The sequence below is a fragment of the Amycolatopsis coloradensis genome, from assembly GCF_037997115.1.
Classification (GTDB): domain Bacteria; phylum Actinomycetota; class Actinomycetes; order Mycobacteriales; family Pseudonocardiaceae; genus Amycolatopsis; species Amycolatopsis coloradensis_A.
Map to the genome: position 1 here is coordinate 178,907 of NZ_CP150484.1, position 25,630 is coordinate 204,536.

Annotated in this window: 22 protein-coding genes; 18 read left to right on the forward strand and 4 right to left on the reverse strand. The window is 68.7% G+C overall.

Annotation, left to right across the window (positions count from 1 at the left end; all coding sequences use genetic code 11):
- Positions 1-185 precede the first annotated feature (185 nt).
- The 4 genes from LCL61_RS00640 (at position 186) to LCL61_RS00655 (ending at position 5,330) form a co-directional block, all read left to right on the forward strand.
- On the forward strand, positions 186-1,952 hold the full coding sequence (locus tag LCL61_RS00640) for a dynamin family protein (RefSeq protein WP_340685029.1): 1,767 nt from the start codon (positions 186-188) through the stop codon (positions 1,950-1,952).
- The gene (locus tag LCL61_RS00645) at positions 1,949-3,157 is read left to right on the forward strand and encodes a GTPase (protein ID WP_340685030.1); all 1,209 of its coding nucleotides are present in this window, start codon (positions 1,949-1,951) and stop codon (positions 3,155-3,157) included. The genes LCL61_RS00640 and LCL61_RS00645 overlap by 4 nt, the downstream gene beginning before the upstream one ends.
- A 68-nt stretch (positions 3,158-3,225) precedes the next feature.
- Positions 3,226-4,791, forward strand: a complete 1,566-nt coding sequence (locus LCL61_RS00650; protein ID WP_340685031.1) for a long-chain-fatty-acid--CoA ligase — start codon at positions 3,226-3,228, stop codon at positions 4,789-4,791.
- Positions 4,791-5,330 carry a TetR/AcrR family transcriptional regulator gene (locus LCL61_RS00655; RefSeq protein WP_340685032.1) on the forward strand — a complete coding sequence of 180 codons (540 nt, stop codon included), beginning with the start codon at positions 4,791-4,793 and terminating at the stop codon, positions 5,328-5,330. The genes LCL61_RS00650 and LCL61_RS00655 overlap by 1 nt, the downstream gene beginning before the upstream one ends.
- A 79-nt stretch (positions 5,331-5,409) precedes the next feature.
- Here LCL61_RS00655 and LCL61_RS00660 read toward each other — a convergent pair whose 3' ends face one another.
- Entirely contained in the window at positions 5,410-5,811 is a 402-nt protein-coding gene (locus LCL61_RS00660; RefSeq protein WP_034320079.1) for a PPOX class F420-dependent oxidoreductase, read from the reverse strand.
- A 142-nt stretch (positions 5,812-5,953) separates the two neighbouring features.
- Between LCL61_RS00660 and LCL61_RS00665 the strand changes: the two genes are divergently transcribed.
- The 5 genes from LCL61_RS00665 to LCL61_RS00685 all read left to right on the forward strand — a co-directional run bounded on the left by LCL61_RS00665 (position 5,954) and on the right by LCL61_RS00685 (position 11,944).
- Positions 5,954-7,171, forward strand: a complete 1,218-nt coding sequence (locus LCL61_RS00665; protein WP_340685033.1) for a glycosyl hydrolase family 8 — start codon at positions 5,954-5,956, stop codon at positions 7,169-7,171.
- Between the two features lie 434 nt (positions 7,172-7,605).
- Positions 7,606-8,574, forward strand: a complete 969-nt coding sequence (locus tag LCL61_RS00670) for an ABC transporter substrate-binding protein (RefSeq protein ID WP_340685034.1) — start codon at positions 7,606-7,608, stop codon at positions 8,572-8,574.
- Positions 8,561-9,460 (forward strand): amino acid ABC transporter permease, encoded by a 900-nt coding sequence (locus LCL61_RS00675; RefSeq protein ID WP_340685035.1) that lies wholly within the window; start codon positions 8,561-8,563, stop codon positions 9,458-9,460. Before LCL61_RS00670 ends, LCL61_RS00675 begins: the two co-directional genes overlap by 14 nt.
- A complete protein-coding gene (locus LCL61_RS00680) occupies positions 9,453-10,220 on the forward strand; it encodes an amino acid ABC transporter ATP-binding protein (protein WP_340685036.1) in 768 nt (255 codons plus the stop codon). Before LCL61_RS00675 ends, LCL61_RS00680 begins: the two co-directional genes overlap by 8 nt.
- Complete coding sequence (locus LCL61_RS00685) at positions 10,217-11,944, forward strand: aminotransferase class V-fold PLP-dependent enzyme (protein ID WP_340685037.1); 1,728 nt, start codon at positions 10,217-10,219, stop codon at positions 11,942-11,944. Before LCL61_RS00680 ends, LCL61_RS00685 begins: the two co-directional genes overlap by 4 nt.
- 69 nt (positions 11,945-12,013) lie before the next feature.
- Here LCL61_RS00685 and LCL61_RS00690 read toward each other — a convergent pair whose 3' ends face one another.
- The gene (locus LCL61_RS00690; RefSeq protein WP_340685038.1) at positions 12,014-13,186 is read right to left on the reverse strand and encodes a macrolide family glycosyltransferase; all 1,173 of its coding nucleotides are present in this window, start codon (positions 13,184-13,186) and stop codon (positions 12,014-12,016) included.
- A 327-nt stretch (positions 13,187-13,513) separates the two neighbouring features.
- On the opposite strand from LCL61_RS00690, the gene LCL61_RS00695 reads away from it, so the two are divergent.
- From LCL61_RS00695 to LCL61_RS00725, 7 genes are all read left to right on the forward strand, one after another.
- Positions 13,514-15,034 (forward strand): alpha/beta hydrolase, encoded by a 1,521-nt coding sequence (locus LCL61_RS00695; protein WP_425342022.1) that lies wholly within the window; start codon positions 13,514-13,516, stop codon positions 15,032-15,034.
- Between the two features lie 233 nt (positions 15,035-15,267).
- Positions 15,268-16,170 carry an ABC transporter ATP-binding protein gene (locus tag LCL61_RS00700; protein WP_340685040.1) on the forward strand — a complete coding sequence of 301 codons (903 nt, stop codon included), beginning with the start codon at positions 15,268-15,270 and terminating at the stop codon, positions 16,168-16,170.
- Entirely contained in the window at positions 16,167-16,898 is a 732-nt protein-coding gene (locus LCL61_RS00705; protein ID WP_340685041.1) for an ABC transporter permease, read from the forward strand. The genes LCL61_RS00700 and LCL61_RS00705 overlap by 4 nt, the downstream gene beginning before the upstream one ends.
- 20 nt (positions 16,899-16,918) lie before the next feature.
- Positions 16,919-17,548, forward strand: coding sequence for a hypothetical protein (locus LCL61_RS00710; RefSeq protein ID WP_340685042.1), 630 nt, complete (start codon positions 16,919-16,921; stop codon positions 17,546-17,548).
- Positions 17,545-17,868 carry a transcriptional regulator gene (locus tag LCL61_RS00715; protein ID WP_340685043.1) on the forward strand — a complete coding sequence of 108 codons (324 nt, stop codon included), beginning with the start codon at positions 17,545-17,547 and terminating at the stop codon, positions 17,866-17,868. The genes LCL61_RS00710 and LCL61_RS00715 overlap by 4 nt, the downstream gene beginning before the upstream one ends.
- A complete protein-coding gene (locus tag LCL61_RS00720; RefSeq protein WP_340685044.1) occupies positions 17,855-19,177 on the forward strand; it encodes a DNA polymerase IV in 1,323 nt (440 codons plus the stop codon). Before LCL61_RS00715 ends, LCL61_RS00720 begins: the two co-directional genes overlap by 14 nt.
- 569 nt (positions 19,178-19,746) lie before the next feature.
- Positions 19,747-20,874, forward strand: a complete 1,128-nt coding sequence (locus tag LCL61_RS00725) for a CapA family protein (protein ID WP_340685045.1) — start codon at positions 19,747-19,749, stop codon at positions 20,872-20,874.
- A 56-nt stretch (positions 20,875-20,930) separates the two neighbouring features.
- Here LCL61_RS00725 and LCL61_RS00730 read toward each other — a convergent pair whose 3' ends face one another.
- Positions 20,931-21,956, reverse strand: coding sequence for a family 2 encapsulin nanocompartment cargo protein polyprenyl transferase (locus LCL61_RS00730; protein WP_340685046.1), 1,026 nt, complete (start codon positions 21,954-21,956; stop codon positions 20,931-20,933).
- Between the two features lie 451 nt (positions 21,957-22,407).
- Between LCL61_RS00730 and LCL61_RS00735 the strand changes: the two genes are divergently transcribed.
- Both LCL61_RS00735 and LCL61_RS00740 read left to right on the forward strand, forming a co-directional pair.
- Positions 22,408-23,172 carry a hypothetical protein gene (locus tag LCL61_RS00735; protein ID WP_340685047.1) on the forward strand — a complete coding sequence of 255 codons (765 nt, stop codon included), beginning with the start codon at positions 22,408-22,410 and terminating at the stop codon, positions 23,170-23,172.
- A 4-nt stretch (positions 23,173-23,176) separates the two neighbouring features.
- Positions 23,177-24,379: a DUF6923 family protein gene (locus tag LCL61_RS00740; protein ID WP_340685048.1), complete on the forward strand. Its 1,203-nt coding sequence runs from the start codon at positions 23,177-23,179 to the stop codon at positions 24,377-24,379.
- 1 nt (position 24,380) lies between these two features.
- On the opposite strand, the gene LCL61_RS00745 is transcribed toward LCL61_RS00740, so the two are convergent.
- Entirely contained in the window at positions 24,381-25,406 is a 1,026-nt protein-coding gene (locus tag LCL61_RS00745) for an autoinducer 2 ABC transporter substrate-binding protein (protein WP_340685049.1), read from the reverse strand.
- Positions 25,407-25,630: the final 224 nt, after the last annotated feature.

Consider the following 25,630-nt stretch of genomic DNA (forward strand, 5'->3'; position numbering starts at 1 on the left):
ACCAAGGGAGTACGGGTCCATCCCGCGGGCGACGATCTCGCTCTGCGCCAGATAGCTGTNCAGCGACTGGCTGGGACGGCGGCGGGTGATCCTCGCCGCGACCGCACCAGGTCGCGGGGCCCGCACGGCGTTGTTGGCCCATGCCACATTGATTCCGCGCTTGGTTAAGGGAACACTGCATCCCCGTGACAGCCCCCGCCTGGCTCGACGTGCTCAACGAGACCTTGGACGCCTGTGCCGCCCACGGCCGCGCCGACCTGGCCGAACGCCTCCGGCGCAGACGAGACGAGCGAGCGCCGGGCACCCGGATCGCGGTGGTCGGTTTTCCCAAGCAGGGCAAGGGTTACCTGCTCAACGCGCTGGTGAACGCGCCGGTCTGCGCGGTCGGGGACGCGAGTACGCCCGCCGTTCCCACGGAGATCGGCTACGCCGCCGATCCCGCCGCGACCCTGGTCGGGCATGCCAGGGAAAGCGTGCCGGTCGGTGACCTGGCCAAGGAACTCGAAGTCCGGCCGCCCGGTTCCCTGCGCCGGGTCGAAGTCGGTCTGCCGCGCGAACTGCTCGGCACGGGACTGGTGCTGGTGGACACCCCGGCGATAGGGGATCCCCGATCGCCGCGCACTGCCGCCACCCTCGACGTCCTCGCCGACGCACACGCGGTGATCCTCGTCTCCGACGCGACACAGGAACTCCAGCCGGCGGAACTCGCGCTGGCTAGGCATATCCGCACCTGGTGCCCGGCGCTGGTGCTGGCGCTGACCAAGATCGACGTGAGCCCGGACTGGCGGGAACTCGCCGCCCGCAATCGCGCCGCGCTGTCGGAGACCGGTGTCGTCGCCGACGTCTTCCCGGTGTCCGCGACGGTGCGCCAGGCCGCCGCGAAGGCCGGTGACGCCGTCCTCAACGGACGGTCCGGTTTCCCGGAACTGCTGAACTGGGTGGGGGAGCAGGCCGCACGCCCGATCGAACGCACTCGTGCGCTCGCCGCCGCGGTGAGCGTGCGCGCGGCGGCGGTCGAGCTGGTCGAGACACTGCAGACGCGGCTCAACGCGGTCTCGCAGGACAACGGGGTCGACCAGGTCACGCTGCTGCACCAGGCACAACGGCGCGCGGAGGAACTACGGCGGCAGAACGTCCGCTGGCAGAACATGTTGTCGGACGAGATCACCGACCTGCTCTCCGACGCCGAGTACGACCTGCGCGAGCGGACACGGATGATCGTGCGGCATATCGACCGCACCTTCGACGAAGGCGATCCCGTGCAGATCTGGCCGGATTTCCAGACCTGGCTGGAAGAGAACCTCGCGGAGGCCGTCGAGACGAACTACAACTGGGTCTCCGACCGGTCGGAGTGGATCGCGCAAGCGGTCGCGTCGACCTTCGGGTCGCACTACGGCCAAGCGCCGGAACTACCGCTGACCGGGTCCGGAGTGGACTCGATCCCCGAGGTCGGCGCACCCAGGATCGAGCGGTTCAAGATCGGGCAGAAACTCTTCACCGGCTTGCGTGGTTCCTACGGCGGCGTGCTGATGTTCGGCCTCGTCACCAGTCTCGCCGGGCTGCCGCTGATCAACCCGGTGTCGCTCGGCGCCGGTGTCGCGTTCGCGACCAAGAGCGTGCGCGACGAAGGCGGCACACGCTTGCAGCGACGTCAGGCGCTGGCGAAGGCCGCCGCGCAGCGCCACGTCGACGACGTGTTCATCCGGTTCAGCAAGGAGATCAAGGACGAGGTCCGTCAGGTGCAGCGGCGCCTGCGCGACCATTTCGCCGCGGTGTCCGACCAGCTCTCGGAAGAGCTGACGCGGCAACGGGAACTGATCATCGCCGGATCCGCCGAACGGGACCGGCGCACTCAGCGGGTCAAGAAGGAGATCGACCGCCTCGCCGCCCTGCACCGGAAGGCGGGGGCGCTCGGCACCGGCGCCACGCCGCGCCGGGAGCTTTCGGCGTGAACACCGCCTTGGACGTCCGGGAACTCCTGAACGAAGCGGCGGCGCACTACCGGGATCGCCCGCACGCGGTGTCGATGCTGCGGGAATGCCTGGAGCGCCTGGAAGAACCGCTGCGTGTCGGCTTCACCGGCACGCCGGGAACCGGAAAGTCCACTTTGGTCTCCGCGCTCGCGGAATGGCCGACGCGGGCCCTGCGCGAAATCGAGTTGTCCGACACCCCGGCACCCGCCGAACACGTCGACGCGACGGTGCGCCTGGTGCGCCATCTGGAACCCGACGAACTCGCGGGCACCCGGCCGGTGGGCGGTTCGGCGTTCGCCCGGCAGACGGCGGTGAACTCCGTACTGGTGCTCGGAAGGGCGGACGAGGTCGGCGCGGGCCGGATCGACGCCTTGCTCACCGCGAAACAGCTGGCGCGGCGGGCCTGGCGCGAGAACCCGGACTGCGCGGGATTCCAGGGAGTCATCGCGGTCGCCGGGCAGCTGGGTTACGCGGGGCGTGCGCTGCGGGACGACGAATTCGAGGTGCTGCGCGCGCTGGCGTCGGTCTCCCGGCCGGAACTGGAGCGGTATCTCCTGTCCGTGGATTCCTTTGTGGACGATCCGTTCCCGGTGGGGGTCCCGCCGGGATCGAGGAAGCACCTGGTGTCACGGTTCGGGCTCTACGGGGTCCGGCTGGCGCTCACCCTGATCCGCACCGGTTGCGAGAGCAGGCTGAAACTCTCGGCGGAACTCGTGCACCGCAGCGGTCTCGGCGACCTGAGGGACACGCTCGCCGGTTGCTTCGTCGCGCGGGCCGAGGCGTTGAAGGCGCGCACGGCGGTAGTGCGGCTGGAAGGTCTTCTCGCCGCGGAACCACTTCCGCACGGCGACCGGCTCGCCGCGCGTGTCGAGCGTTTCGCCGCGGCGGCGCACGACTTCCGGGAACTCCGGCTCATCGCCGGTATCCGCGGTGGCCGCACGGCGTTGACCGGAGAGGTCGCCGAGGAGGCCGTCCGCTTGCTCGGCGCGCAGGGACTCGCGCCCACCGAGCGGCTCGGTCTCGAACCGGACGCGGATCCGGCCGAGATCCACGCGGGTGCGGAGAGCGCGCTCGTCCGGTGGCGGCATGAGGCGGAACGGGCCGACGCCGCGCACGCCGAACGCGCGGCCGCCCGGGTGATCGTGCGCTCGGTCGAAGGGCTGCTGAGCCTGTTCGTGGCTTGACGCCTGCCGGTCCCAGAGTCACCATAGACCTCTCTATGGTGACTCTGACCAGGCGAAAGGGGTCCGGCATGCCCGACGACGCGCGTCCGGATGTTCGGGTACTCGGTGAACTTTCCGCGTATTGGGCGAAGACGATCCCCGAGCGTGAAGCCCTCTCGTTCCAGGAGCGGAGGCTCACCTGGGCCGAGCTCGACGAGCGGACGAGGCGGGTCGCCGGTGCGCTCGCGGCCGCCGGGCTCGGCAGGGGTGACAGGGTCGCCTTCGTCGACAAGAACACGCCTGCCTGCCTGGAGGTGACCTTCGGCGCGTCCTCGCTCGGGGTGGCGAACGCGGTCGTCAACTGGCGCCTCGCCCCGGAGGAACTGGCGTACGTGCTCGGCGACAGTGGCGCGCGGATCGTCTTCGCCGGTCCGGAATCGCTGGCCGCCGTCGAGGCGCTGCGCCATCGGCTGCCGTCGGTCGAGCGCGTGATCGTCGTCGGCGGAGAGGACGACCAGTACGAAGACTTCCTCGCCGAGGCGGAGCCCGCGGGACTGTCACCCGAGGTCGGTGAACACGACGGCGCGCTGATCATCTACACCAGCGGTACCACCGGTTTCCCCAAGGGCGCCGTACTGACGCACCGGAACCTGCTGGCGCACAGCCGCAACGCCGGCGCGCGGTTCCCGATGGGGGAAGGCGATCGCAACCTGGTCGCGATGCCGCTGTTCCACGTGGGCGGGAGTTGTTACGCCATCATCGGTTTCCATTACGGGCAGCCGACGACGATGACGCGCGAACCCGACGGCGAGTCCCTGCTTGGCGCGCTGGCCGAAGGTGTGACGCACGCGTTCCTGGTGCCCGCCGTGGTCGCCGGGATCATGGAGGCGGGGGAGCAGGCCGTCGCCGCGTTCTCGCGGTTGAAGTACCTGGGTTACGGCGCGTCGCCGATGCCACTCCCGTTGCTGCGGAAGGCGCTCGCGGCCTGGCCGGACACCAGGTTCGTGCAGGTCTACGGCATGACCGAACTGTCGGGAGTGGTGACGGCGCTCGATCCGGAGGCACATCGCGATACCACCCGGCCGGAGCGGCTGGCGTCGGCGGGCACGGTGCTGCCCGCGGTCCGGATGCGGGTCGTCGACCCGGCGACCCTCGAAGACGCCGAACCGGGGACGCCGGGTGAGCTGTGGTTCCGCACCGACCAGGCGATGGCGGGCTATCTGGGCAAACCCCAGGCGACCGCTGAAACGATCGTCGACGGCTGGGTCCGCAGCGGCGACGTCGGCAGAGTCGACGACGGAGGCTTCGTCTTCATCGAGGACCGCGTCAAGGACATGATCATCACCGGTGGCGAGAACGTCTACTCGCCCGAAGTGGAACGGGTCATCGCCGAACATCCCGCGATCGGGGAGGTCGCCGTCATCGGTATCCCCGACGAGCGCTGGGGAGAACAGATCAAGGCGGTCGTCGCGCCCGCGCCCGGGCAGCGAGTCGACGTCGGCGAACTCGTCGAGTACTGCCGGGAACGGCTGGCGCATTACAAATGCCCGCGTACGGTCGAGATCGTGGAGGCGTTGCCGCGCAACGCGACCGGCAAGATCCTCAAACGCACCCTGCGGCGCCCGTACTGGGAGGGGCGGGAGCGCGCCGTCTGATGCCGTCGATCGTCAGCCGCGAGAAGTACTTCGACGCGGCGCTGGACATCCTCGCCGAGTCGGGGTTCGCCGGGCTCAACGTCGGCGCGCTCGGCAAACGCCTCGGCGTCACCAGCGGATCCTTCTATCACCATTTCGGCGGCTGGCCCGGTTTCGTCGGCGCGCTGCTCGAATTCTGGGCGCAGCGGCAGGTGCGGATCCTGCGGGAACTGGACTTCGGTTCCGGCGGCCCCGAGGCGGACTTCGCCGCGCTGATGAGCCTGACGCGCGGCCTCCGGCATCGTGCGGAGGCGGCCATCCGCGCCTGGGCGGCGAACGACGAAACCGTTCGCGTGGCGCAGAAACGCGTCGACGACGCCCGGGTCAAGACGGTCGGGAAGGTGGTGGCCGAACTGATCCCCGACCGGCGCCGCGCCGAGGTCGTGACCTCGCTCGGACTGGCGATGCTGGTCGGGTATCAGCAGGTGGCCTCGGCGGGTGGCTTCACTGACCTCGGTGAAATCCTCGACGAATACACCCGGCTGGTCATGCTGGGCTGAAGGGAACTTTCCCCGCATGTGATGTGGTGAAAGCGCCCTTCGCCGCGTGAGACGAGGGGAAAGTCCCCTTCAGCCCCCGTCAGGCGTTGCCGAGGACCCGGGTCACGGTGATCTCGACGACCACGCGTTCCGGGTTCGGCTTGGGCTGCCGGTAGCGCGCGGCGTAGCGGTTTTCGGCGTCGCGCACCGACTCCGGGTCTTCGCGCAGCACGGCGCGCCCCTCCAAAGTGGACCATCGGGGCCCGTCGATCTGGCAGGCGGCGACCGGAATGCCCTGTTCGCCCGCTTCCTTGATCAGACGGGCCTTCTTGGACGAGCGGAACGTGATCACCCTGGCGATCCCGGCCTCGAAGTCCACCGTGACCCCCACCGCCACGACGTGCGGGGTCCCGTCGGGGCGGACCGTGGTCAGGGTGGCGAGGTGCCGTTCGGTCCAGAAGTCCCGGAAGGACTCGCCGCGCGCGCTCAGGTCGATCGTCATGCCGTCAACGCTAAGGCACGCGTCACACAGGCGTCCTTTGAGGTAATAGTAAGGAAACTTTCTTAACTCTCTTGTTTTTGCCCGACCCGGCTGTCACTCTCGAAACGCGCCGCCGCCATCAACGACGTTTCCGGAGGAGCCGATGAGAAAGACCGTTCGGACAGTGCTGGCCGCAGCCGCGCTGACCGCCGGGCTGGTCGCCACGACCACCCCCGCCGCCGCGGTGACCACTCAGGGGACCCCTTACCTGCCAGGGGTTCTGCGCCCGTCCGTGGCCCAGTCGGCGCAGGACGCGGCACTCGCCAAGTACTACGACTACTGGAAGAAGAACTTCCTGACCACCAAGTGCGGAGCGGGCACGTACGCGGTCAAGGCGCCGGACGCAGACCATGCCTTCGTGGCCGAGGGCCAGGGCTACGGGATGACCATCGCGGCGATGATGGCGGGCAAGGACTCGCAGGCGCGCACGGTCTTCGACGGCATCCTGAAGTTCGTCAAGGCGCACCCGTCCGTGATCGACAAGGATCTGCACGCCGCCGAGCAGGACGAGAGCTGCCAGAGCGTCAACGGCAGTGACGCGGCGACCGACGGCGACCTCGAGATCGCGTACGGCCTGCTCCTCGCCGACAAGGTTTGGGGCAGTGGGGGTTCGGTCAACTACAAGGCCGAAGCGCTGCGGATCATCAAGGCGATCAAGCGCAGCGAGGTCAACCCCGACACCAAGTTCATGCGGCTGGCGGACTGGGCCGACAGTGGCAAGTACATCAACAGCTCGCGTTCCTCGGACTGGATGCCGGGTCACCTCCGCGCGTTCGAGAAGGCGACCGGCGACTCCTTCTGGGGCCAGGTCCGGACCCGGCAGGAGAAGGCGGTCACGCAGCTGCAGCAGCAGTACGCGCCGAAGACCGGTCTGATCCCGGACTTCGTCGTCAACACCAACGCCACGCCGAAGCCCGCTCCGGACGGCTTCCTCGAGGACCACGACCCGCACTACGGCTACAACGCATGCCGTGACCCGTGGCGGCTCGGTGTCGACGGGATCACCGTCTCGGGCAGCCCGGCGCAGGGGCAGGTGCGGAAGATGAACACCTGGATCCAGCAGAACACCGGCGGCAATCCGGCCAAGATCACCACCGGCTACACGCTGTCCGGCTCCAAGCTGCCGAACGAGACGGGGCAGCACCCCTGCTTCACCGCGTCGTTCGCCATCGCGGCGATGAACGACCCGGGCAGTCAGGCCTGGCTCGACAAGCTGTGGACGTCGATCACCACCTGGTCGCCGAACGCCAAGGACTACTACGGCACCGGCATCACCGTGCAGGTCCTGATCATCCTGTCGGGGAACTACGTCGCGGTCTGAGCTGACTCGCGTGAAGGTCAGGGTTTCTTAGGTATCTCCGTGGATTCCGGCCGCGGTTCGTTCCCGGGGCCGGGTCCGTGAAGGCCTCCTTCACTACCTTCAGGGTAGGGAAGGAGGCCTTCGCTACCTTGGTCACCGTCACGTGTGCCCCATCTGCATCAGCAGTCACAGTGGCTGCGCGTGAAGGCCCCTTCCCTCGGCTCAGCCGAGGAAACTCGACCTTCGCACCTTCCCCAGTACATGAAGGGGGCCTTCATGTACCTCAGCCGGGTAAGGGCGCAGGTCTCAACAACTCATGACCCGCGGAAGGGCGCGTGAAGGGGCCTTCACGCGCGAAACGGACATCCACCGGACAGGATTTCAACTGGCAGTTGACCTCTTCAACAGCCAGTTGTAGCGTCGGCGACCACCTGAAGCCCCTGTGGAGGTCCGTCATGCCGTCGACGCCGCTCACCCTCACCCGAACCTGGCGCCTGGCCGTGCTCACCGGCCTGGCCGCGCTCGTCACCGCGGCCTGCGGAGGCGGGCCCGACGGAGCCGGCGGACAGGAACCCGCCGCCCCGGGCGCACCCGCCGCGATCCCGGACACGACCGCGCTGATCGAGTCCGTCCAGAAGGACGCCGCCGTCGCCGGCACCCTGCCCGCGAAGTACGCGCAGGCCGGAATGCTGCACCTGGCCTCGAACCTGCAGTCCGCGCCCAACAACTTCTACGCCGCCGACGGCAAGACACCGATCGGCTACGAGGTCGACCTCGCCAAGGCCATCGGCAAGAAGCTGGGCGTCACCGTGCACCATCAGGACATGGCGTTCGGCTCGCTGATCACCAGCCTCCAGTCCGGCCGCGTCGACCTCACAATGGCCGCGATGAACGACACCAAGACCCGCCAGGCGCAGATCGATTTCGTCGACTACTTCTCCTCGGGCATCACGATCATGGTCCGCAAGGGCAACCCCGATCAGATCTCCGGCCCGGACACGTTGTGCGGCAAGAACGTCGCGGTGGTGCAGGGGACGAGCCACCAGAAGTTCGCCGAAGAGCAGAACGGCAAGTGCACGCAGGCGGGCAAGCCCGCGCTGACCGTGACCGCGACCGATTCCGACACGCAGAACCAGAACCAGCTCCGCACCGGCCGGGTCGCCGCCATCCTCAACGACCTGCCCAGCGCGGTCTACATCTCGCGGACCGCGGGTGAGGGCAAGTTCTTCGAGGTCGTCCCCGGCGAGCCGATCAACGGCGGGCCGTACGGGATCGGCGTCAACAAGGAGAACAAGCCGCTCGCGGAGTCGATCCAGAAGGCGCTGCAGTCCCTGATCGCCGACGGCGGCTACGGCAAGATCCTGCAGGCCTGGGGCGTCGAGCAGGGCGCGGTCAAGGAGGCGAAGCTCAATGGCGGAAGCTGAGCCGCTGCCGATCGTCCGGCTGAGGCACTGGGGCCGCTGGGTCAGCGCCGTCGTCATCCTCGCGCTGCTGGTGCTGCTCGGGATCGCGCTCGCGAACGCGCAGATCCAGTGGGATTCCGTCCCGGAATTTTTGTGGTACCGGGTGATGGCGGTCGGCCTGCTCAACACCGTGTTGCTGGCGGTGATCGCGCAGGGATCGGCGATCGTCATCGGCATCGTGATCGCCCTGATGCGCCGCTCGGCGAATCCGGTGGCGCGCTGGTTCGCGGCAGGCTACATCTGGCTGTTCCGCGGGCTTCCGGTGCTGCTGCAGATCCTGATCTGGTACAACCTGGCGCTGGTGTTCGAGTTCATCTCGATCCCGTTGCCGTTCGGCGGCTACCTCCTGCACGAGCAGACCAACGTGCTGATCACGGCGTTCACCGCCGCACTGCTGGGCTTGGCGCTCAACGAAAGCGCGTACATGGCGGAGATCGTCCGCGCCGGGCTGAACAGTGTCGACAGTGGGCAGACCGAGGCGGCGAAGTCGATCGGGATGTCGCCGGGCGCGACACTGCGCCGCGTGGTGCTGCCGCAGGCGATGCGGGTGATCATCCCGCCGACCGGCAACGACTTCATCAACATGCTCAAGGGGACGTCGATGGCGTCGGTGATCGGCGTGACCGAGCTGATCCACGCCGCCAACAACATCTCGTCCAACAACCTGCTGGTGATGGAGACGCTGCTGGCCGCCGCCGTCTGGTACATGGTCGTGGTGACCGTCGCCGGGGTCGGGCAGCACTATCTGGAGCGCGCCTTCGACTCCGAAGACCGATCGAGGAGCGCGTTCTCCCGTGCCGCCAAGGCGTTGCGCACCGCTCCGCTGGTGAGGAGTGAACGTGTCTGAGCCGCTGCTCAAAGCCGTCGGCGTCCGCAAGAGCTACGGCCACACCGAGGTGCTGGGCGGGATCGACCTCGAAGTCCACAAAGGACAGGTGGTCTGCCTGCTCGGCCCGTCGGGTGCGGGGAAGAGCACCTTCCTGCGCTGTGTCAACCATCTGGAGACGATCGACGCCGGGCAGGTCTGGGTCGACGGCGAGCCGATCGGTTTCCGGCTGCGCAACGGAAAGCTGTACGAACTGAAGGAACGCGAGGTCGCCCGGCAGCGGCGCGACATCGGCATGGTGTTCCAGCGGTTCAACCTGTTCGGCCACCGGACGGCGCTGCAGAACGTCGTCGAAGGGCCGGTGCGCGTGCTCGGTCTGAACCCCGAGGAAGCGCGCGTCCAGGCGCTCGAACTGCTCGACAGGGTCGGCCTCGCGCACCGGGCCGAGGCCTACCCGGCGCAGCTGTCGGGCGGGCAGCAGCAGCGGGTCGCGATCGCCCGGTCGTTGGCGATGAAACCGAAGCTGATGCTGTTCGACGAGCCGACGTCGGCGCTCGACCCGGAACTCGTGGGCGAGGTACTGGCGGTGATGGGTACGTTGGCCGCGGAGGGGATGACGATGGTCGTGGTGACGCACGAGATGGGGTTCGCGGCCGAAGCCGCGGACGAGGTGGTGTTCATGGCCGACGGCATGGTCGTCGAGACCGGGCCGCCGGGGGAGATCCTGAGTTCGCCGAAGCACGAGCGGACCAAGCAGTTCCTGGCACGGGTCCTCGCATGACGCGGATCTCCCCGCGGTACCTGCTGCAGTTCGACGAACCGGCAGGCTACCTCGACTTCGCGCGGTTCGGCCCGCCGTCGCACGCCGTGCTCGACACGACGGCGAGCCTGCTCGACGCCTCGACCAAGGCCGGTCCGTCCACTGTGGACGACCTGATGCGGCAGGAGACCAGGGCCAAGGCCGCCGCCGCGCGGCTTTCCGGCAGCGACACCGACCACACGGTGCTGCTGCCGCACACCAGTCTCGGGTTGTTCCAGGCGGCGTTCAACGCGCCCGGCGGCGAGGCGCTGGTGTCGGCGGCGGAGTTCCCGGCCAACACCTACCCGTGGGCGCGGGCCGAACAGGCGGGACGGCTGACCGTGCGGCGGCTGCCGCTGGGGAACGTCACCGCGGACGCGGTCAAGGCGGCGCTGACGCCGGACATGTCGCTGGTCAGCGTGAGCGCGGTCGACTTCCGCACCGGGTACCGCGCCGATCTGGCGGCGATCCGGGAGGTGGTCGGCGACCGGCTGCTCGTGGTCGACGGCATCCAGGGCTTCGGGGTGACCGAGGCGCCATGGGAGGTCGCGGACGTGCTCGTCGTCGGCGGGCAGAAGTGGCTGCGGGCGGGCTGGGGCACCGGTTTCGCCGTGCTGTCCGACCGTGCGCTGGAGCGGATGGAACCGATCCTGTCCGGCTGGACCGGCGCCCGCGATCCGGGACTGTTCGACGACGAGATCCATCCGGCCGACGACACCGCGGCCTCGTGGTCCATCTCGAACCTGAGCCCGATCACCTCGGGCGCGTTCGCGGCCGCGCTGGAACTGGTCGAGGAAGCGGGCGTCGGAGCCATCGCCGGACGGATCGCCGAACGGGTCGCCGAGCTCGAAGAGGCCGTGAAATCCGCTGGCGGGGAAGTGGTTTCGGCCGTCGACCGGCGGGCGGGGATCCTCGCCTTCACGCTGCCGGGGCACGCGGCCGAACAGGTGGGTTCCGCGCTGGCGAACGCCGGGATCGCCGCGACCGTGCGGCCGGAACACGTCCGGCTGTCGCCGCACGCGTCGACTCCGGCGAGCGCGGCGGAACAGGTGCGGACGGCGCTGGAGCGGCTGAAGAAGCCGGTCACGGTGTTCGAAGCGCCGGTTGTCGCTTCGGCGGCTTCGGGAGATCTGCTCACTGCGCTCGTCCCGGCGGTGCACGCGCTCGCGGCGATGCTGGGGCCGGGCAACGAAGTCCTGCTGCACGACCTGAGCAGGCTGCCGGACTCGATCGTCGCCATCGCGGGTGACCTCACCGGCCGGACGGTCGGCGGGCCGATGACGGATCTGCTGCTGGGCCTTGTCCGTCGCGGCACCACGCAGGACCTGACGAATTACGAGACGCACGGCCCCGACGGCCGGGCGATCCGCTCCTCGACGCTGTTCCTGCGAGACGCCGACGGGGTCGCGATCGGCTGCCTGTGTGTCAACCGGCTGTCCGACGGCGCGCCGAAGGCCGACGGGCACGAACCCGAGACGTTCCCGCCGGACGTCGACAGCCTGCAGCGGTTCCTGGTCGGGCGCGCCGTGGCGAAGGCAGGGATCCCGGTGGACCTGATGAAGAAGCGGCACAAGGCGGCCGTGGTCCGGGAACTGGACGAGGCGGGGTTCTTTCTCATCAAGGACTCCGTGGACCACCTCGCCGGGGAACTCGACGTCACGCGGTACACGATCTACAACTACCTGAACGAGATCAGGGGGACCTGACGCGCGTGCCATGAAGGAGTCTTTCATCGCGAAATTTGCGATGAAAGACTCCTTCATGGCAGAAGGGTCCTAGCTCAGAAAGGACTCCACGGCGTCGGCGGCCTTGTCGATGCCGCCGTTCCCGCGCGTCTCGGCCCGGACCTCGGCGAGCCGCGCGGCCACCTCGGGCGACCCGGCGACGCGCTCGACGGCGGCCCGCAACGTCGAGGGCGTCACCTCGTCGGCCGGGAGCTGCTCACCGACGCCGAGTTCCGCCAGTTTCGCGGCGTTGCCGAAGCCGTCGGTGGCCAGCGGGATCGCGACGGTCGGAACGCCGTACCACAGCGATTCCGTGCTGCCGCCCATGCCGGCGTGCGTGATGAACGCCGACGCGGCCTCCAGCACCGCGAGCTGCGGCACGAACTGATGCACCTCGATGTGCTCGGGCAGCGGCCCGAGCGCGGCCGGATCGGTCTGGCCGATGGAGATGACCACGTGCCAGTCCGAGTCGCGGAAGCCGTCGACACAGGCGCGGAACAGGTCCAACTGATCGGTGAACGCCGTGCCGAGCGACATCAGCAGGACCTTCTTGCCGTTCGACGGCGGGGTCCAGCTCCGGTCGGCGAGGCGTTCCGGGTCCAGCGCCGGGCCGACGAACCGGACCGACGACGGCACCCGTTCGACGTTCGGCTGCATCGCCTTCGGCAGCAGCGCGAGCACCTGCGGCGGATGGGAGATCCAGTCCCAGGCGTCGGCCTCGATGCCGTTCTCGTGCAGCCATCGGGTGAACGTGGCGAAATAGTCCTTTCCGGACGGTGAGGTCCGGATCGCGGTCAGCATCTCGCCCATGTCCTCTTCGTAGCCTTCCCAGGCGACATACGTCGGGGAAAGCTGCACTGCCGGAACGTCGTAGCGCTTGGCCAGCAGCGGGGCCGGGAGCCCGCCGATGTCGTAGAGCAGCAGGTCCGGGCGGTTCTCGTCGTAGAAGCCGGTGAGCACCGGCATCGCCTGGATGCCCTCGTCGAGGAAGACCCGCATCTGCGACGCCGGATCCTCCGGCCACGCCGCCTGATCGCCGAGCGGAAGGATCGACGGATGCGGGACGACCTCGGCCCCGGTCGGCTCGATCAACCCGGTGAGCGGCTCGCCCACGGCGTAGCTGACCCGGTGCCCGCGAGCGACCAGCTCACGGATGATCGCCAGCGACGGATAGATATGGCTCGGCGCGGTGCTGCCGATCATGGCGATGTGCTTGTTCTGCATGATGTCCTGTCTGGAATTCGTGAAGGAATGTCAGACGGCGCGCAGAAAGGGGGCCTCCCGATCGCGGGAGGCCCTGCGGGCACGCCGTCTCAGGCGGTGCGCATGCGGATGAAGTAGATCATGATCGACAGCCTAGCGATCCCCGCGAGGCCGCCCAACCGATTAACGGGTTGCCCGGTTTGCCGCGATCGGGACCCGCCGTTGGTAGGGACCTTCGCCGGAAGGCTTCCGCAGGTCATGGACGTGGATAGGGTTTCGGGGCTTTCACCTTTGGAGGGAAAGGGAGAAACCTTGAGACGTGTGCTCATCACCGCGCTGGCCGTCGCCATGCTGGCGTCGGTCGCGGTGACCGCGCCCGCCGTCGCCGCGGAAGAGACGCAGCCCGCCGAGACGATCACCTGGGGCGCTTGTACCGACGAGACCTTGATCAAGGCCGGTGCCGAATGCGGCTACCTGTCCGTTCCGCTGGACTATTCGCGGCCGCGCGGCGAGAAGATCCAGCTCGCGCTCAGCCGCGTCAAGCACAAGACACCCGACGCGCGGTACCAGGGCGTCATGCTCACCAATCCCGGTGGGCCCGGCGGTTCCGGGCTGCTGCTCGCGACCCGTGGGACGCGTGTGCCGAACCGCGCCGGCGACGCCTACGACTGGGTCGGTTTCGACCCGCGCGGTGTCGGCTCCAGCAAGCCGGCGCTTTCGTGCGTCCCGGACTACATGGACTACAACCGGCCGAACTACGTGCCGACGACGCGGCAGCTGGAGAAGACCTGGCTGCGGCGTTCGAAGTCCTACGCCGACGCGTGCGCGGAGAAGAACAGCCGCGCGCTGCTGGAGAACATCAAGACGACCGACACGGTCAAGGACATGGAGAGTATCCGCAAGGCGCTCCGCGTGGAGCAGCTGAACTTCTACGGGTACTCCTACGGCACCTACCTCGGCCAGGTCTACGGGACGCTGTTCCCGCAGCACGTCCGCCGGATGGTCCTCGATTCCACTGTGGACCCTCGCAACGTCTGGTATCAGGCCAACCTGAACCAGGACGTGGCCTTCGACGTCAACCTCAACATCTGGTTCGGCTGGGTCGCGTCGCACGACGCCGTCTATCACCTCGGCAAGACCCAGGCCGCGGTGAAGCAGGTCTTCGACGAGCAGTTGAAGAAGCTGGCGGCGGTTCCGGCCGGCGGCTACATCGGGCCGGACGAGTTCATCGACGTCTTCCAGCAGGCGTCGTACTACCAGCTGCGCTGGACGCTGCTCGGCGACGCGCTCGCGAAGTTCGTCAACCAGGGTGACTGGCAGACGATGAAGGGCCTGTTCGAGGCTTTCGGCGGCCGCGGTGACGACAACGGGTACGCCGTCTACCTCGCCGTCCAGTGCACGGACGTGAAGTGGCCGCCGAGCTGGCAGCAGTGGAAGCGCGACAACTGGCGGACCTATCAGCAGGCGCCGTACTTCACGTGGCAGAACGCTTGGTTCAACGGGCCTTGCCTGTACTGGCCCGCGAAGCCGGGCAAGCCGGTCAAGGTCGACGGCTCGAAGGTGCCGAGTGTGCTGATGATCGGCGAGACCCTCGACGCGGCGACGCCGTACGAAGGCAGCCTCGAAGTGCGTAGCCGGTTCCCCGGTGCTCGCCTGATCGGTGAGCCGGGCGGGACGAGCCATGCCATCACCCCGCGCGGCAACGCGTGCGTCGACAACCGGATCGCCGACTACCTGGCGACCGGGGCGCTGCCCGAGCGCAAACCCGGGCGGACGGCTGACGTCGAATGCGCGCCGCTGCCGCTCCCGGTGCCGCCTCCGGCACCCGCTTCGGTTCCTCAGGCCGCCACCTCCCGGGTGCCCGCCTAAAGGATGCGCGTGAAGGCCCCCTTCCCTCGGTTCAGCCGAGGGAAGGGCACAGACGAACGGCGGNCCGCGTGGAACCGGACCGCGAGCCGCGCCGAGGCGGTGGCGGCGAAGCTTCCCTCGGTTCAGCCGAGGGAAGGGGGCCTTCACGCGCTCCAAGCTTTCCGAGCCAGGGGACTTTGTGTTACAAAGTGGAAGTGAGCTTTGTAGTTCAGAGTGCTCGAAGGGGGAAAGTCATGGCGGACGCGTTCAGGCTCGAAGGGCTGGTCAAGCGCTTCGGCGACGTACTGGCCGTCGACGATGTCAGCGTGCGGGCCGCGCCGGGGGAGGTGGTGGCGCTGCTCGGGCCGAACGGCGCCGGCAAGTCGACCACCATCGACATGCTGCTGGGCCTGAGCAGGCCGGACGCCGGCCAGGTCCGGGTCGCCGGGCTCGGCGCGAGCGAGGCGATGGACCGGGGGATGGTCGGCGCGATGGCGCAGAACGGGACGCTGCTGCGGGACGCGACGGTCACCGAACTCGTCGGCCTGTTCGCCTCGCTGCACCGGAACGCGCTGCCGGTCGGTGAGGTGCTCAAGCGCGCCGGCGTCACCGAATACGCGAATCGCCGCTGCGGGAAGCTGTCCGGTGGTGAGCAGCAGCGGGTGCGGTTCGCGCTCGCGCTGGTCGGCGATCCGGACCTGCTGGTGCTCGACGAGCCGACCGCGGCCATGGATGTCGACGGACGGCGCCGGTTCTGGGCGTCGATGCGCGAGTACACCGAGACGGGCCGCACGGTCCTCTTCGCGACGCACTACCTCGCCGAAGCCGAGGACTACGCGGACCGTGTCGTGCTGATGCGGCACGGCCGGGTCGTCGCGGACGGTCCGGTCGGTGAGGTCCGGGCCGCGGTCGCCGGACGCGTGCTGCGTGCCGTCGTCCCGGACGCCACCGAAGCCACGCTCGCCGCCTTGCCCGGGGTATCGCGCGCGGTGCTGCGTGCCGGGCACGCGGAGCTGAGCTGTGCCGATTCCGACGCCGCCATCCGCGGCCTGCTGCGCGGGTTCCCGCTCGCCTCGGACATCGAAATCACCGCTGTGGGACTGGAAGAAGCCTTTATCGCGCTGACCGCCGATGCGGCTGAAGGAGCTTTGAGATGAACCTGAACTACCTGGCGCTGGAGATCAAGCGCATCGTCCGAAGCCCGCAGTTCGCGTTGTTCACCATCGGCATGCCCTTGGCGATGTTCCTGTTGTTCGGCGGGATCTTCGGCGCCCGCGAGATCGCTCCTGGGATCTCGACCGCGACGGTGACCATGGTGAACATGGCCGCGTACGGCGCCATGACCGCCGCGCTGTTCACCGGCACCCGCGTCGCCACCGAGCGCACCGACGGCTGGCAGCGCACCCTGCGACTGACCCCGATGCGGGCGCCGGGCTATCTGATGGTCAAGGTGTCGGCGGGATTGTTCGTCGCGTTGCCCGTCCTGCTGGTGATCTTCGCGGCCGGGATGATCCGCGGTATCCGGCTCGAAACCGGCCAGTGGCTGACGATCTTCGGCACACTCTGGCTCGGGACGCTGCCCTTCGCGGTGCTGGGGCTGATGATCGGCCTGTTCGGCAAGGGCGACACCGTCCAGGCGGTGACCGGCGCGCTGATGCTGCCGCTGGGCATGTTCGGCGGATTGTGGATCCCGCTGCAGGTCCTGCCCGGCTGGATGAACACGGCCGGGCACCTCATGCCGACGTACTGGCTCGGCGAGATCGGCCGCGCGCCGGTGCTCGGCGGTTCGGGCACGCTGACCGCCGTGGGGGTGCTCGCGGCGTGGCTCGTGATCCCCGCGCTCGTGGTGATGGCGAGGTTCCGGCTCGACACGGCGAGACTGTGAACCCGTGTTAGTTTTCCGAAGTGGTGGAGGATGAACGGGACGGCGACGAGCGGCCGATGACGCCCGAGGAGTCGCTCGCGCTCATCGCCACGCAGGCGGAGAAGACCCGGCGCGAGATCGGGCCGAATCCGGCGGTGCTGCTCGCCGTATGGGGTCTGGTGTGGCTGCTCGGCTTCGGGCTCGTCTACCTTTCCGCCCCGCCGACCGCGCTGCTGCCGATGTGGGCCGCCGGCGTGATCGCCGTCGCCGGTTTCGCCGGGGCCATGGCGTATTCGGCGATCTACGGCATCCGGTCGGGCCGCGGGGTGCGCGGGCCGTCCCGGCTCGTCGGGGCGATGTACGGGTGGAGCTGGATGATCGCGTTCGGCGGCCTGACGGTGGTGAACACCGCGCTGATCCGCCTCGGCCTCGACAGCGAGTTGATCCCGTTGCTGTGGTCCGGGACCTCGCTCATACTGACCGGTCTGATGTACCTCGCCGGCGGGATGCTGTGGCAGAGCAAGCTGCAGTACGGCCTCGGCGTGTGGATCATCGCGTGCGGCGCGGCGAGCGTGCTGGCGGGGGGACCGCACAACTTCCTCGTACTGAGCCTCGCGGGTGGCGGTGGCTTCCTGGTGGCGTCGCTGGTCTTCCTGGTGCGGGCGCGATGAGCGAAGACGGGTTGCCCCAGCTCGACCCGGTGATCCACGCGCAGGCGCGGCTGCGGGTCACCGTGGCGTTGTCGAGCCTGGGGCCGGGGGACAGCATCACCTTCCCGAGGCTGCAGCAACTGCTGGACATGACACCGGGCAACCTGTCGACCCATCTGCGCAAACTCGAGGACGCGGGCTACGTCGAGATCACGAAGGCGTTCGAGCACCGCACGCCGGTGACCCTGGTCCAGCTGACCACCCGTGGCCGGGCCGCGTTCGAGGAGTACACGAAGGCCCTGCATCGTCTTCTCGAGGTGCCGGGCGATGGGCGGGCATGACCGGTGGGTCATCCACCTCGACATGGACGCGTTCTACGCCTCCTGTGAACAGCTGACCCGGCCGACCCTGTCCCACCGTCCGGTACTGGTCGGCGGCGCGGGACCGCGCGGCGTGGTCGCCGGGGCGAGCTACCAGGCGCGCGAACACGGGATCAAATCGGCGATGCCGATGTCGCAGGCCCGGCGGCTGCTGCCGCCCAACGGGGTCATCCTGCCGCCGCGGTTCAAACTGTACGAACTGCTGAGCACCCAGGTGTTCGACCTCGTCGCCCAGTACGCGCCCGTGCTGGAACGGATCTCCCTCGACGAGGCCTTCGCGGAACCGCCTTCACTGGCCGGTGCCTCCTCGGACGAGGTGCGGGAGTTCGGTGCGCGCCTGCGGGAGCACATCCGGTCCGAAATCGGCCTGGTGGCGTCGATCGGGGCGGCGTCGGGGAAGCAGGTCGCGAAGGTCGCGTCGGATCTGGCGAAACCGGACGGGCTGCTCGTCGTCGACCAGGGCACCGAACGCGACTTCCTCGCGCCGCTGCCGACCAGGGTGTTGTGGGGGATCGGCCCGGTGGCGGAAGGGAAACTGCGGGCGATCGGCGTCCGGACACTGGGCCAGCTGACCGCGCTCTCCGACGCCGACGCGGTGTCCACTTTGGGCAGTGTGGTCGGGCGGGACCTGCGGCGGCTGGCCACCGGCGTCGACGACCGGCCGGTGTCCGACCGCGCGGAGCTCAAACAGGTCAGCGCCGAAACGACCTTCGACCGGGACCTGATCGATCTGACGAGCCTGCGGCGCGAGGTCCGCGACCTCGCCGTGCACGCGCACCGGCGCCTCGTCAACGCCGGACGGGTCGCGCGGACGGTGGTGGTGAAGCTGCGGCACACCGACTTCAGCACCGTGACGCGTTCGGAGACGATGGCCTCGCCCACCGACGAATTCGACCAGCTCGCCGCGATGGCGGAACGGCTGCTGATCGATCCGACCGAGTTCGGCGGGGTGCGGCTGGCCGGGGTCGCGTTCTCCGGGCTTTCGGTGCCGCATCAGGATCCGCTGTTCACTCTTTCGGTTCCGGCCGCCGAGACGCCCGTGGTCGAGCGAGCCCCGGCGCCGGTGCCGGTGCCGGTGGTGTCGTCGAGTTGGCGGCCCGGGGACGACGTCGTGCACGAGTCGTACGGAACCGGGTGGGTGCAGGGCGCCGGGCACGGACGGGTGACCGTCCGGTTCGAGACGCGCACCAGTGGGCCGGGGGTGGCGCGGACGTTCCCGCAGGAGGATCCGGCGCTGCGCAGGGGAGAGCCCGGCGACTGCCTGGCTTGAGCCGGCAAGCGGAGTGTCCACAGGGACACTTAGTGCCAACCGAGTGCTCTTTTGCGGAGGGGTCGTGAGTGCTAGAGAGCGTTCTAATCCAATGTCACGTAGCTTAAGTCGATCTTGGGTGGGTGTCTTGATCGTAAGCGGTGAGGGTTGCCGCAGGTCACGCGCTCAGTTGCCCTGGCCGGCGGGAGCCGACTGCGTTCCTGAGTGTCCATTAAGGACACGTTCGCTGACTCGATGTCTGATTGACCCCCTCGGCCCACGACCAGGGCCGAAGGCTCCCTTCGTCGCATCAGGCGCAGCGAAGGGAGCCTTCACCCCGACTGTCAACCTCGTCCAAGATCAACTTAAGTTACGTGGCATTGCGTTCTAATGCTCTTTATCACTCACGACTCAGGGGCGCGCCGCACGAGCGTCTCCCGTTCCGCTGATCGTTCAGGACGGCCATGGCGGCGATCCTCCCAGGTTCCGGAGGCGATTCACGAACGGAAAGTGCCGTGGACCTCGGTTGAGTGTCGTGCCTACGGGCCGTAAGGCAGGATGGAGGGACCTTCACCCGATCGAGGGAATAAATGCTCAGCTCCCGTGCCCGTCAGACCACTGCCCTCCTCGGCGCCGCCCTCCTGCTCGCGGGGTGCGGCAGCGCTCCGGAACAGCGGCAGCCGCCCGCCACGTCCGAGGCGCCGCCGTCGAGCCAGGCGCCGGACGGGTCGTTCACCGTGGTCGCGACCGGCGACGTGCTGATCCACCCCGCGCTGACCGAACAGGCGAAGGAAGACGGTGGTGGCAAGATCGACTACCGGCCTCTGCTGGCCGGGATCAAACCGCTGATCTCCGGGGCCGACCTCGGCATCTGCCATCTCGAGACCCCGCTCGCGCCGAAGGGCGGGCCGTACAGCGGCTACCCGTCGTTCAGCGCGCCGCCCGAGATAGCCGGCGCGCTCAAGGACACCGGGTACGACAACTGCTCGACGGCGTCCAACCACACGATCGACCAGGGCGTGGACGGCGCGACCAGGACCCTCGACGAACTCGACGAGGCCGGGATCAAGCACACCGGCTCGGCGCGTTCGGCCGAGGAGGCGAAGAAGCCGCTGATCGTCGACGTCACCGGCGTCAAGGTCGCCCAGCTCTCGTACTCCTACGGGTTCAACGGGATCAAGGTGCCCGCGGGCAAACCCTGGCTGGTGAACCAGATCGACGCCGAAGACGTGATCGCCGAGGCCAAGGCCGCGCGGAAGGCGGGCGCGCAGGTCGTCCTCGCGAGCCTGCACTGGGGCACCGAGTACCAGCACGAGCCGACCGCCGAACAGCGCTCACTGGCGAAGAAACTCCTCGGCGACGACTCGATCGACCTGATCATCGGCCATCACGCGCACGTCGTGCAGCCCTTCGAGCAGATCAACGGCAAGTGGGTCGCCTACGGCCTCGGCAACAGCGTCGCCCGCCATTCGGAGCCGAAGGGTTCGACGGAACAGGGCGCGGCCGCGCGGTTCCGGTTCGTGCGCGACGGCGAACGCTGGAAGGTCGACAAGGCCGAATATGTCCCGACACTGGTCCAGCTCGGCCCGCCGATCCGCCTGCTCGACCTGACCGCGGGACAGGCCGGGAACGCCGGCGCGGAAGCGCTCGAGGCCACCGACGAAGTCGTCCTCAGCCGCGGCGCGGGCGAGCGGGGGCTGACCCGCCCCGGCCGCTGACCAGAGGGGGCAGGGGCGGGCTCGTCCCGCCCACCCCTGCCTTACCGCGCCCGCCTTCAATACCGTCGCCGTACCACCAGTTTCGCGAGCGCCGCGAGCTCGGCGCCTGGGCGGGGCACCGGATTCGAGACGGCGAGATGGTGCAGCGCGCCGGTCAGGAGCGCGTCGGCCTGCTCCTGACTCCAAGCCCGGCCGCCCGCCCGTTCCACCAGCTCGGCCGCGTGGGGCAATTCCGCGGCGTCGAGGTTTTCCTTGCGGTACAAGGCATCCAGTTCTCGCCCGGCTTCCGTCCCCGAGTGGAGCGCGGCCACCACCGGCAGGGACTTCTTCCGGTTGGACAGATCCGAGTGGACCGGTTTGCCGGTCACCGCCGGATCGCCCCAGATCCCGAGTAGATCGTCGATGTGCTGGAACGCCAGCCCGAGTGCCCTCCCGTACTCGGTCAGCCGGTCGACCTGATCCTGTCTCCCTTCCCCGGCCAGCGCCCCGAGCGTGCACGACGCCCCGAGCAACGCGCCGGTCTTCCCCTCGGCCATCCGTACGCATTCGGCGGTGTCGACGTCACCGCGTTCCTCGAACTTCAGATCGGCGCTCTGGCCCTCCAGCAGGTCGATCACGGCGGTGCTGAGCACCCGCAGCGCGGTCTGCCCGAACGGGGCCAGCACCTCGAAGGCCCGGCACAGCAGGGCGTCCCCGGCGAGGATCGCCGCGCCGGTGCCGAAAACGGTCCAGGCCGTCGGGCGGTGCCGCCGGGTCGTGTCGGAGTCCATCACATCGTCGTGCAGCAGGGAGAAGTTGTGCACCATCTCCACCGCGACACCCACCGGGACGGCGATCTCGGCGTGCCCTCCGACCGCCCGCGCCGACAGCAGCGCGAGCGCGGGCCGCAAGGCCTTCCCGTTGTCCGAAGTGGACGGACGCCCGTGTTCGTCCCACCAGCCGAAGTGGTAGCCGGCGATGAGCCGCATCGATTCGGGCATGCCGTCGACGGCCTCGCGCAAGGCCGGGTCGAGCAGATTCCGGCTCCAGGTCAGCACTTCACCGGCGGGCCGGGCTCCGGTATGGGTCTCGATGGTCGTCAACGGACTCCCTTTCAGTCGACCCGGAGAACTGCTGTTTTTCGCAATTCGTGGATAACCATTCGAGTAGGGCGGTGGCAAAGTCAACATAGCAAGGGGTAATGCCCCGACAAACAACTCGATCGGGTCTGCGGAAATGTTCACCTGTTTGCCGACCGTCCCGGACGCGCGGCCGGAGGCGGCCGTTCGGGTGTCGAAGCTGCGCGAAATGCCGGTATGCGGCGGAGTCGGTGACGTCTCGTGGTGGCGACTCACTCGGTCGTGAAGCCGCGCTCTCCGATCGGTGACGCGCCTTTCCGGCGCGTATCGGAAATTGTTTCGAGTGCTGAGAAATTGGGCCGAGCCGGTGATGATCGACTGCGCTGAGTCCGCCGCTGGTATGAATTGATTCAACCGGTCTTTTCGCTCGTGGAAGGGTGAACTAGCTTCAGCAGTCTCCGTGGGAAGGACTCGAATGGGCATGTACCTGACCGGCATCGCCTGGGTCGTCGGCGCGGCGGCCCTCGCGGGCTTCGTCGGCTACCTCGTCCGCAGGTTCGGCTGGGACGAGGGACGGCCCGACAACAACGACGCCGCCGGCCAGGTGTTCACCATCGTCGGTGGGCTGCACGCCGTCCTGGTCGCGTTCGTCCTGATCTCGCTCTTCGACTCCGCGAGCGCGGCGCGCGAGGGCTCGTACCACGAGGCGGACAGCCTGGTCGCCGCCGTCTGGGCCGCCGATTCGCTGGGGACCGAGGTCAAGGACGAGGTTCGGAAGCTGAGCGCGGAGTACATCACCACGGTCGAAAAGAAGGAGTGGCCGCTGATGGCCGGGGGGCAGACGAGCCTCCCCGATCTCGGCTGGACGCACCTCGACAACTTGCGCAAGGCGGTGGACAAGGCCCCCTCGGACGACGACTGGGTCCGTGAGCGCAAGGCCGAGGCGTCCACCCAGCTCTGGCAGGTCTATGAAGCCCGGCAGGACCGGCTCAACGCGGTCGTCGGCGGCCGGGTCGGCGGCGTCGTCTGGTTCGCGCTCATTCTCGGCAGCCTCGTCTCGGCGCTGTTGCCCAACCTGTTCGGCGGTACGCGGCTGGCCGCGCATCTCGTGATCGTGTCCACCCTGGCAGGCACGGTCACGTTGCTGCTGTTCGCGATCTACCAGCTGCAGAACCCGTTCGGCGGTGGGGTACGGATCCCGCCGGACGCGTTCACCTCCGCGCTGGCGAGGATCTCTTGAGCCGGTGAGCACCGTGGACCGGGTGACGCGGACGGCGGCGACGGTGGCCGTCGCCGGCCTGGTGGGGGCGTCGGCGCTGCTGGCCCCGATGGCCGCGCGCGCCGCCGAGTCCTGCCTGGTGGTGCAGGCGGAGACCGGGTCGCACGGGAAGTCGAAGCTGCGCTGGTTCGACGCCGGATCGGGGACCACTTCGCGCGTGACCGAGCCGGGCTACCGGCTCAACGCGCTCGGCTACTCCGCGACGCGGAACCTGGTCTTCGGTGTCGCGGAAGGACTCAGCCGGGGCGGGCACGCGGTGACGATCGACCGTGACGGGAAGACCCAGGATCTCGGGCCGATCACCCGTGCCGGGAACCGGCTGCCGGTGTGGAGCCCCGTCGCCGGGGTGACCGCCGGCGCGATCGGCGAGAATTACTGGTATCTGCTCAGGAACGGCACACTGTACACAGTGGACTTGTCGCCGGGAGAGCGGTACCTGCGGGTGATCAGGACGGTGTTCCTGCGGCCGATCACGCTCGCCCACGACGTCAACGATTTCGCGTACCACAACGGATTGCTCTACGGCGTGTCCACCACCTGGCGCGGAAAGGGCGCCGTGATCACCATCGACCCGGCATCCGGCAAGGTCCGCGAAGCCGAAGACGCGCGCTTCCCGCCCGCCGACGTCTACGGCTCCGTCGTGCTCGGCCGCGACGGCGCCCTGTACGCCACGGCGAACCGGATCGGCGGGCGCAGCGTGCTCTACCGCCTCGACCGAAGCGGGCAGGTGACCGTCGTGCGTTCGGGCCCGCCGCTGGCGGGTTCGGACGCCGCGGGTTGCCTCACCGCGCCTGAGCCGCCGAAACCCGAGCCGCCCAAGCCGACTCCGACACCCACGCCGACATCCACTCGGACTCCGGTGCCGTCACCCACTCCGTCTTCCACGCCCTCGCCCAGTCCGTCTTCGTCGCCGAGTTCGAGTCCTTCACCGACCCCCTCTCCGACGCCGTCGCCGAGCCCGGCGCCCACTCCGGCACCTCAGGTGGTCCCGCCGCCCGCTCCCGCGCCGAAGCCGTCTCGTTCGGCCGCGCCCCGGGAACGGAAGGAGGAGGCGGCGGAGACCGATTCCCTTGCCCGCACGAAGGAGAAGCGGCGGTGGGGATTGACCGCGCTGGTGCTGATCCTCGGCGGCGGCGCGGCGGCGGGTGCCGTCCGGCGGGCCCGGTGAGTCAGTACTTGAACTGGTCCACGTTCTCGCGCGTGATGAGCAGCGGGTCGCCGAGGAGCACGGTCTTCGTGTCTTCCTCGTACTTGATCGCGGGGAGTTCGAGGTTGACCTTGTTCGACGGGCTGAGCCGTTTGCCCTCCGCGATCTGCTTGCCCGCCCACGCGGTGAGGTAGCCGAGCGATTCGACGTTCCACAGCACCGACAGCGACGCGGAGCCGTCCAGCAGGTACGGCTTGATCGCCTGCGGCGTCCCGACGCCGACGGTGAAGACGCGGCCGATCTTCTGCTGCGACCGCACGGCCTCGGCGACCCCGGGCGCGGACGTCGTGCATTCGCCGACCAGGCCGGTGAGGTCCGGGTACTTGGCCATCAGCCCTTTGGCCAGCGCGGTGGCGTTGTCCTTGTCCTCGCCGGCGTAGACCGTCTCGACGAGCTGTGCATGGGGGTACTCCGTAGCGGTATACGCGCGCTGAACCGCGATCCACGCGTTGAGGTTCTCGGCGGTCTCGCCGCAGGAGACTATCGCGTACTTGCCCGCGTTCCCCATCTTCTTCATCAGGGCGTCGGTGAGCGCCTTGCCGATGCCCTCCGGGGTCGCCTGGTTGACGAAGAGTTCGCGATCGGTGCCGGGTGCGTCGGTGTCCGAAGTGATCACATGGACGCCCTTGGCCCGTGCCTCGGTGATCGCGGGGGCGATCGCCCTTGGATCGTTCGGCGCGATCGCGATGACGTCCACCTGCTGGTCGACGAGGCCGCGCACGATCGAGACCTGCGCCGCGGGGTCCACCGTGACCGGGCCGGTCGAGGACCATTCGACACCGAGCTGCTTGGCCGCGGCCTGCCCGCCGGCGTTCATCGCCTCGAAGTACGGGATGCCCGCGACCTTCGGCACGAACGCGATCCGGATCGGCTTCGCCGCCGTCTCCGCCGGTTCTTCACCACCGCCACAGCCGGTCAGCCCGAACACCATGCCCCAAGCGAGCACAGTGGCAACGACGAGCGTCTTCGTCGGCCCTCGCATCTCCACCCCATAGTCACGGAACTACCTGAACCAGCCGATCGGTCTACGCGCGGTGGAGACCTCCGGCGAAACTAGGGGTCCTCGGTTACCCCGGTCAACCGGATGAGCGCAAAGGGTTACGGAAGTGAGTTCATCGACCTGGGCCGATTACCGGGTCGGCCTACGGGGGTGACGGTGAGCGACCGCGAGACGCGGATCACTGCGCCACTTATACGGGTGGGGGGTATAGT

Excerpts from the sequence above, each read along its gene's own strand:
- LCL61_RS00650 (WP_340685031.1), top strand. The coding sequence starts at position 3,226 with ATGCCCGACGACGCGCGTCCGGATGTTCGGGTACTCGGTGAACTTTCC.
- LCL61_RS00655 (WP_340685032.1), top strand. The coding sequence starts at position 4,791 with ATGCCGTCGATCGTCAGCCGCGAGAAGTACTTCGACGCGGCGCTGGAC.
- LCL61_RS00660 (WP_034320079.1), bottom strand. The coding sequence starts at position 5,811 with ATGACGATCGACCTGAGCGCGCGCGGCGAGTCCTTCCGGGACTTCTGG.
- LCL61_RS00665 (WP_340685033.1), top strand. The coding sequence starts at position 5,954 with ATGAGAAAGACCGTTCGGACAGTGCTGGCCGCAGCCGCGCTGACCGCC.
- LCL61_RS00670 (WP_340685034.1), top strand. The coding sequence starts at position 7,606 with ATGCCGTCGACGCCGCTCACCCTCACCCGAACCTGGCGCCTGGCCGTG.
- LCL61_RS00675 (WP_340685035.1), top strand. The coding sequence starts at position 8,561 with ATGGCGGAAGCTGAGCCGCTGCCGATCGTCCGGCTGAGGCACTGGGGC.
- LCL61_RS00685 (WP_340685037.1), top strand. The coding sequence starts at position 10,217 with ATGACGCGGATCTCCCCGCGGTACCTGCTGCAGTTCGACGAACCGGCA.
- LCL61_RS00690 (WP_340685038.1), bottom strand. The coding sequence starts at position 13,186 with ATGCAGAACAAGCACATCGCCATGATCGGCAGCACCGCGCCGAGCCAT.
- LCL61_RS00695 (WP_425342022.1), top strand. The coding sequence starts at position 13,514 with ATGCTGGCGTCGGTCGCGGTGACCGCGCCCGCCGTCGCCGCGGAAGAG.
- LCL61_RS00700 (WP_340685040.1), top strand. The coding sequence starts at position 15,268 with ATGGCGGACGCGTTCAGGCTCGAAGGGCTGGTCAAGCGCTTCGGCGAC.
- LCL61_RS00705 (WP_340685041.1), top strand. The coding sequence starts at position 16,167 with ATGAACCTGAACTACCTGGCGCTGGAGATCAAGCGCATCGTCCGAAGC.
- LCL61_RS00715 (WP_340685043.1), top strand. The coding sequence starts at position 17,545 with ATGAGCGAAGACGGGTTGCCCCAGCTCGACCCGGTGATCCACGCGCAG.
- LCL61_RS00720 (WP_340685044.1), top strand. The coding sequence starts at position 17,855 with ATGGGCGGGCATGACCGGTGGGTCATCCACCTCGACATGGACGCGTTC.
- LCL61_RS00725 (WP_340685045.1), top strand. The coding sequence starts at position 19,747 with ATGCTCAGCTCCCGTGCCCGTCAGACCACTGCCCTCCTCGGCGCCGCC.
- LCL61_RS00735 (WP_340685047.1), top strand. The coding sequence starts at position 22,408 with ATGGGCATGTACCTGACCGGCATCGCCTGGGTCGTCGGCGCGGCGGCC.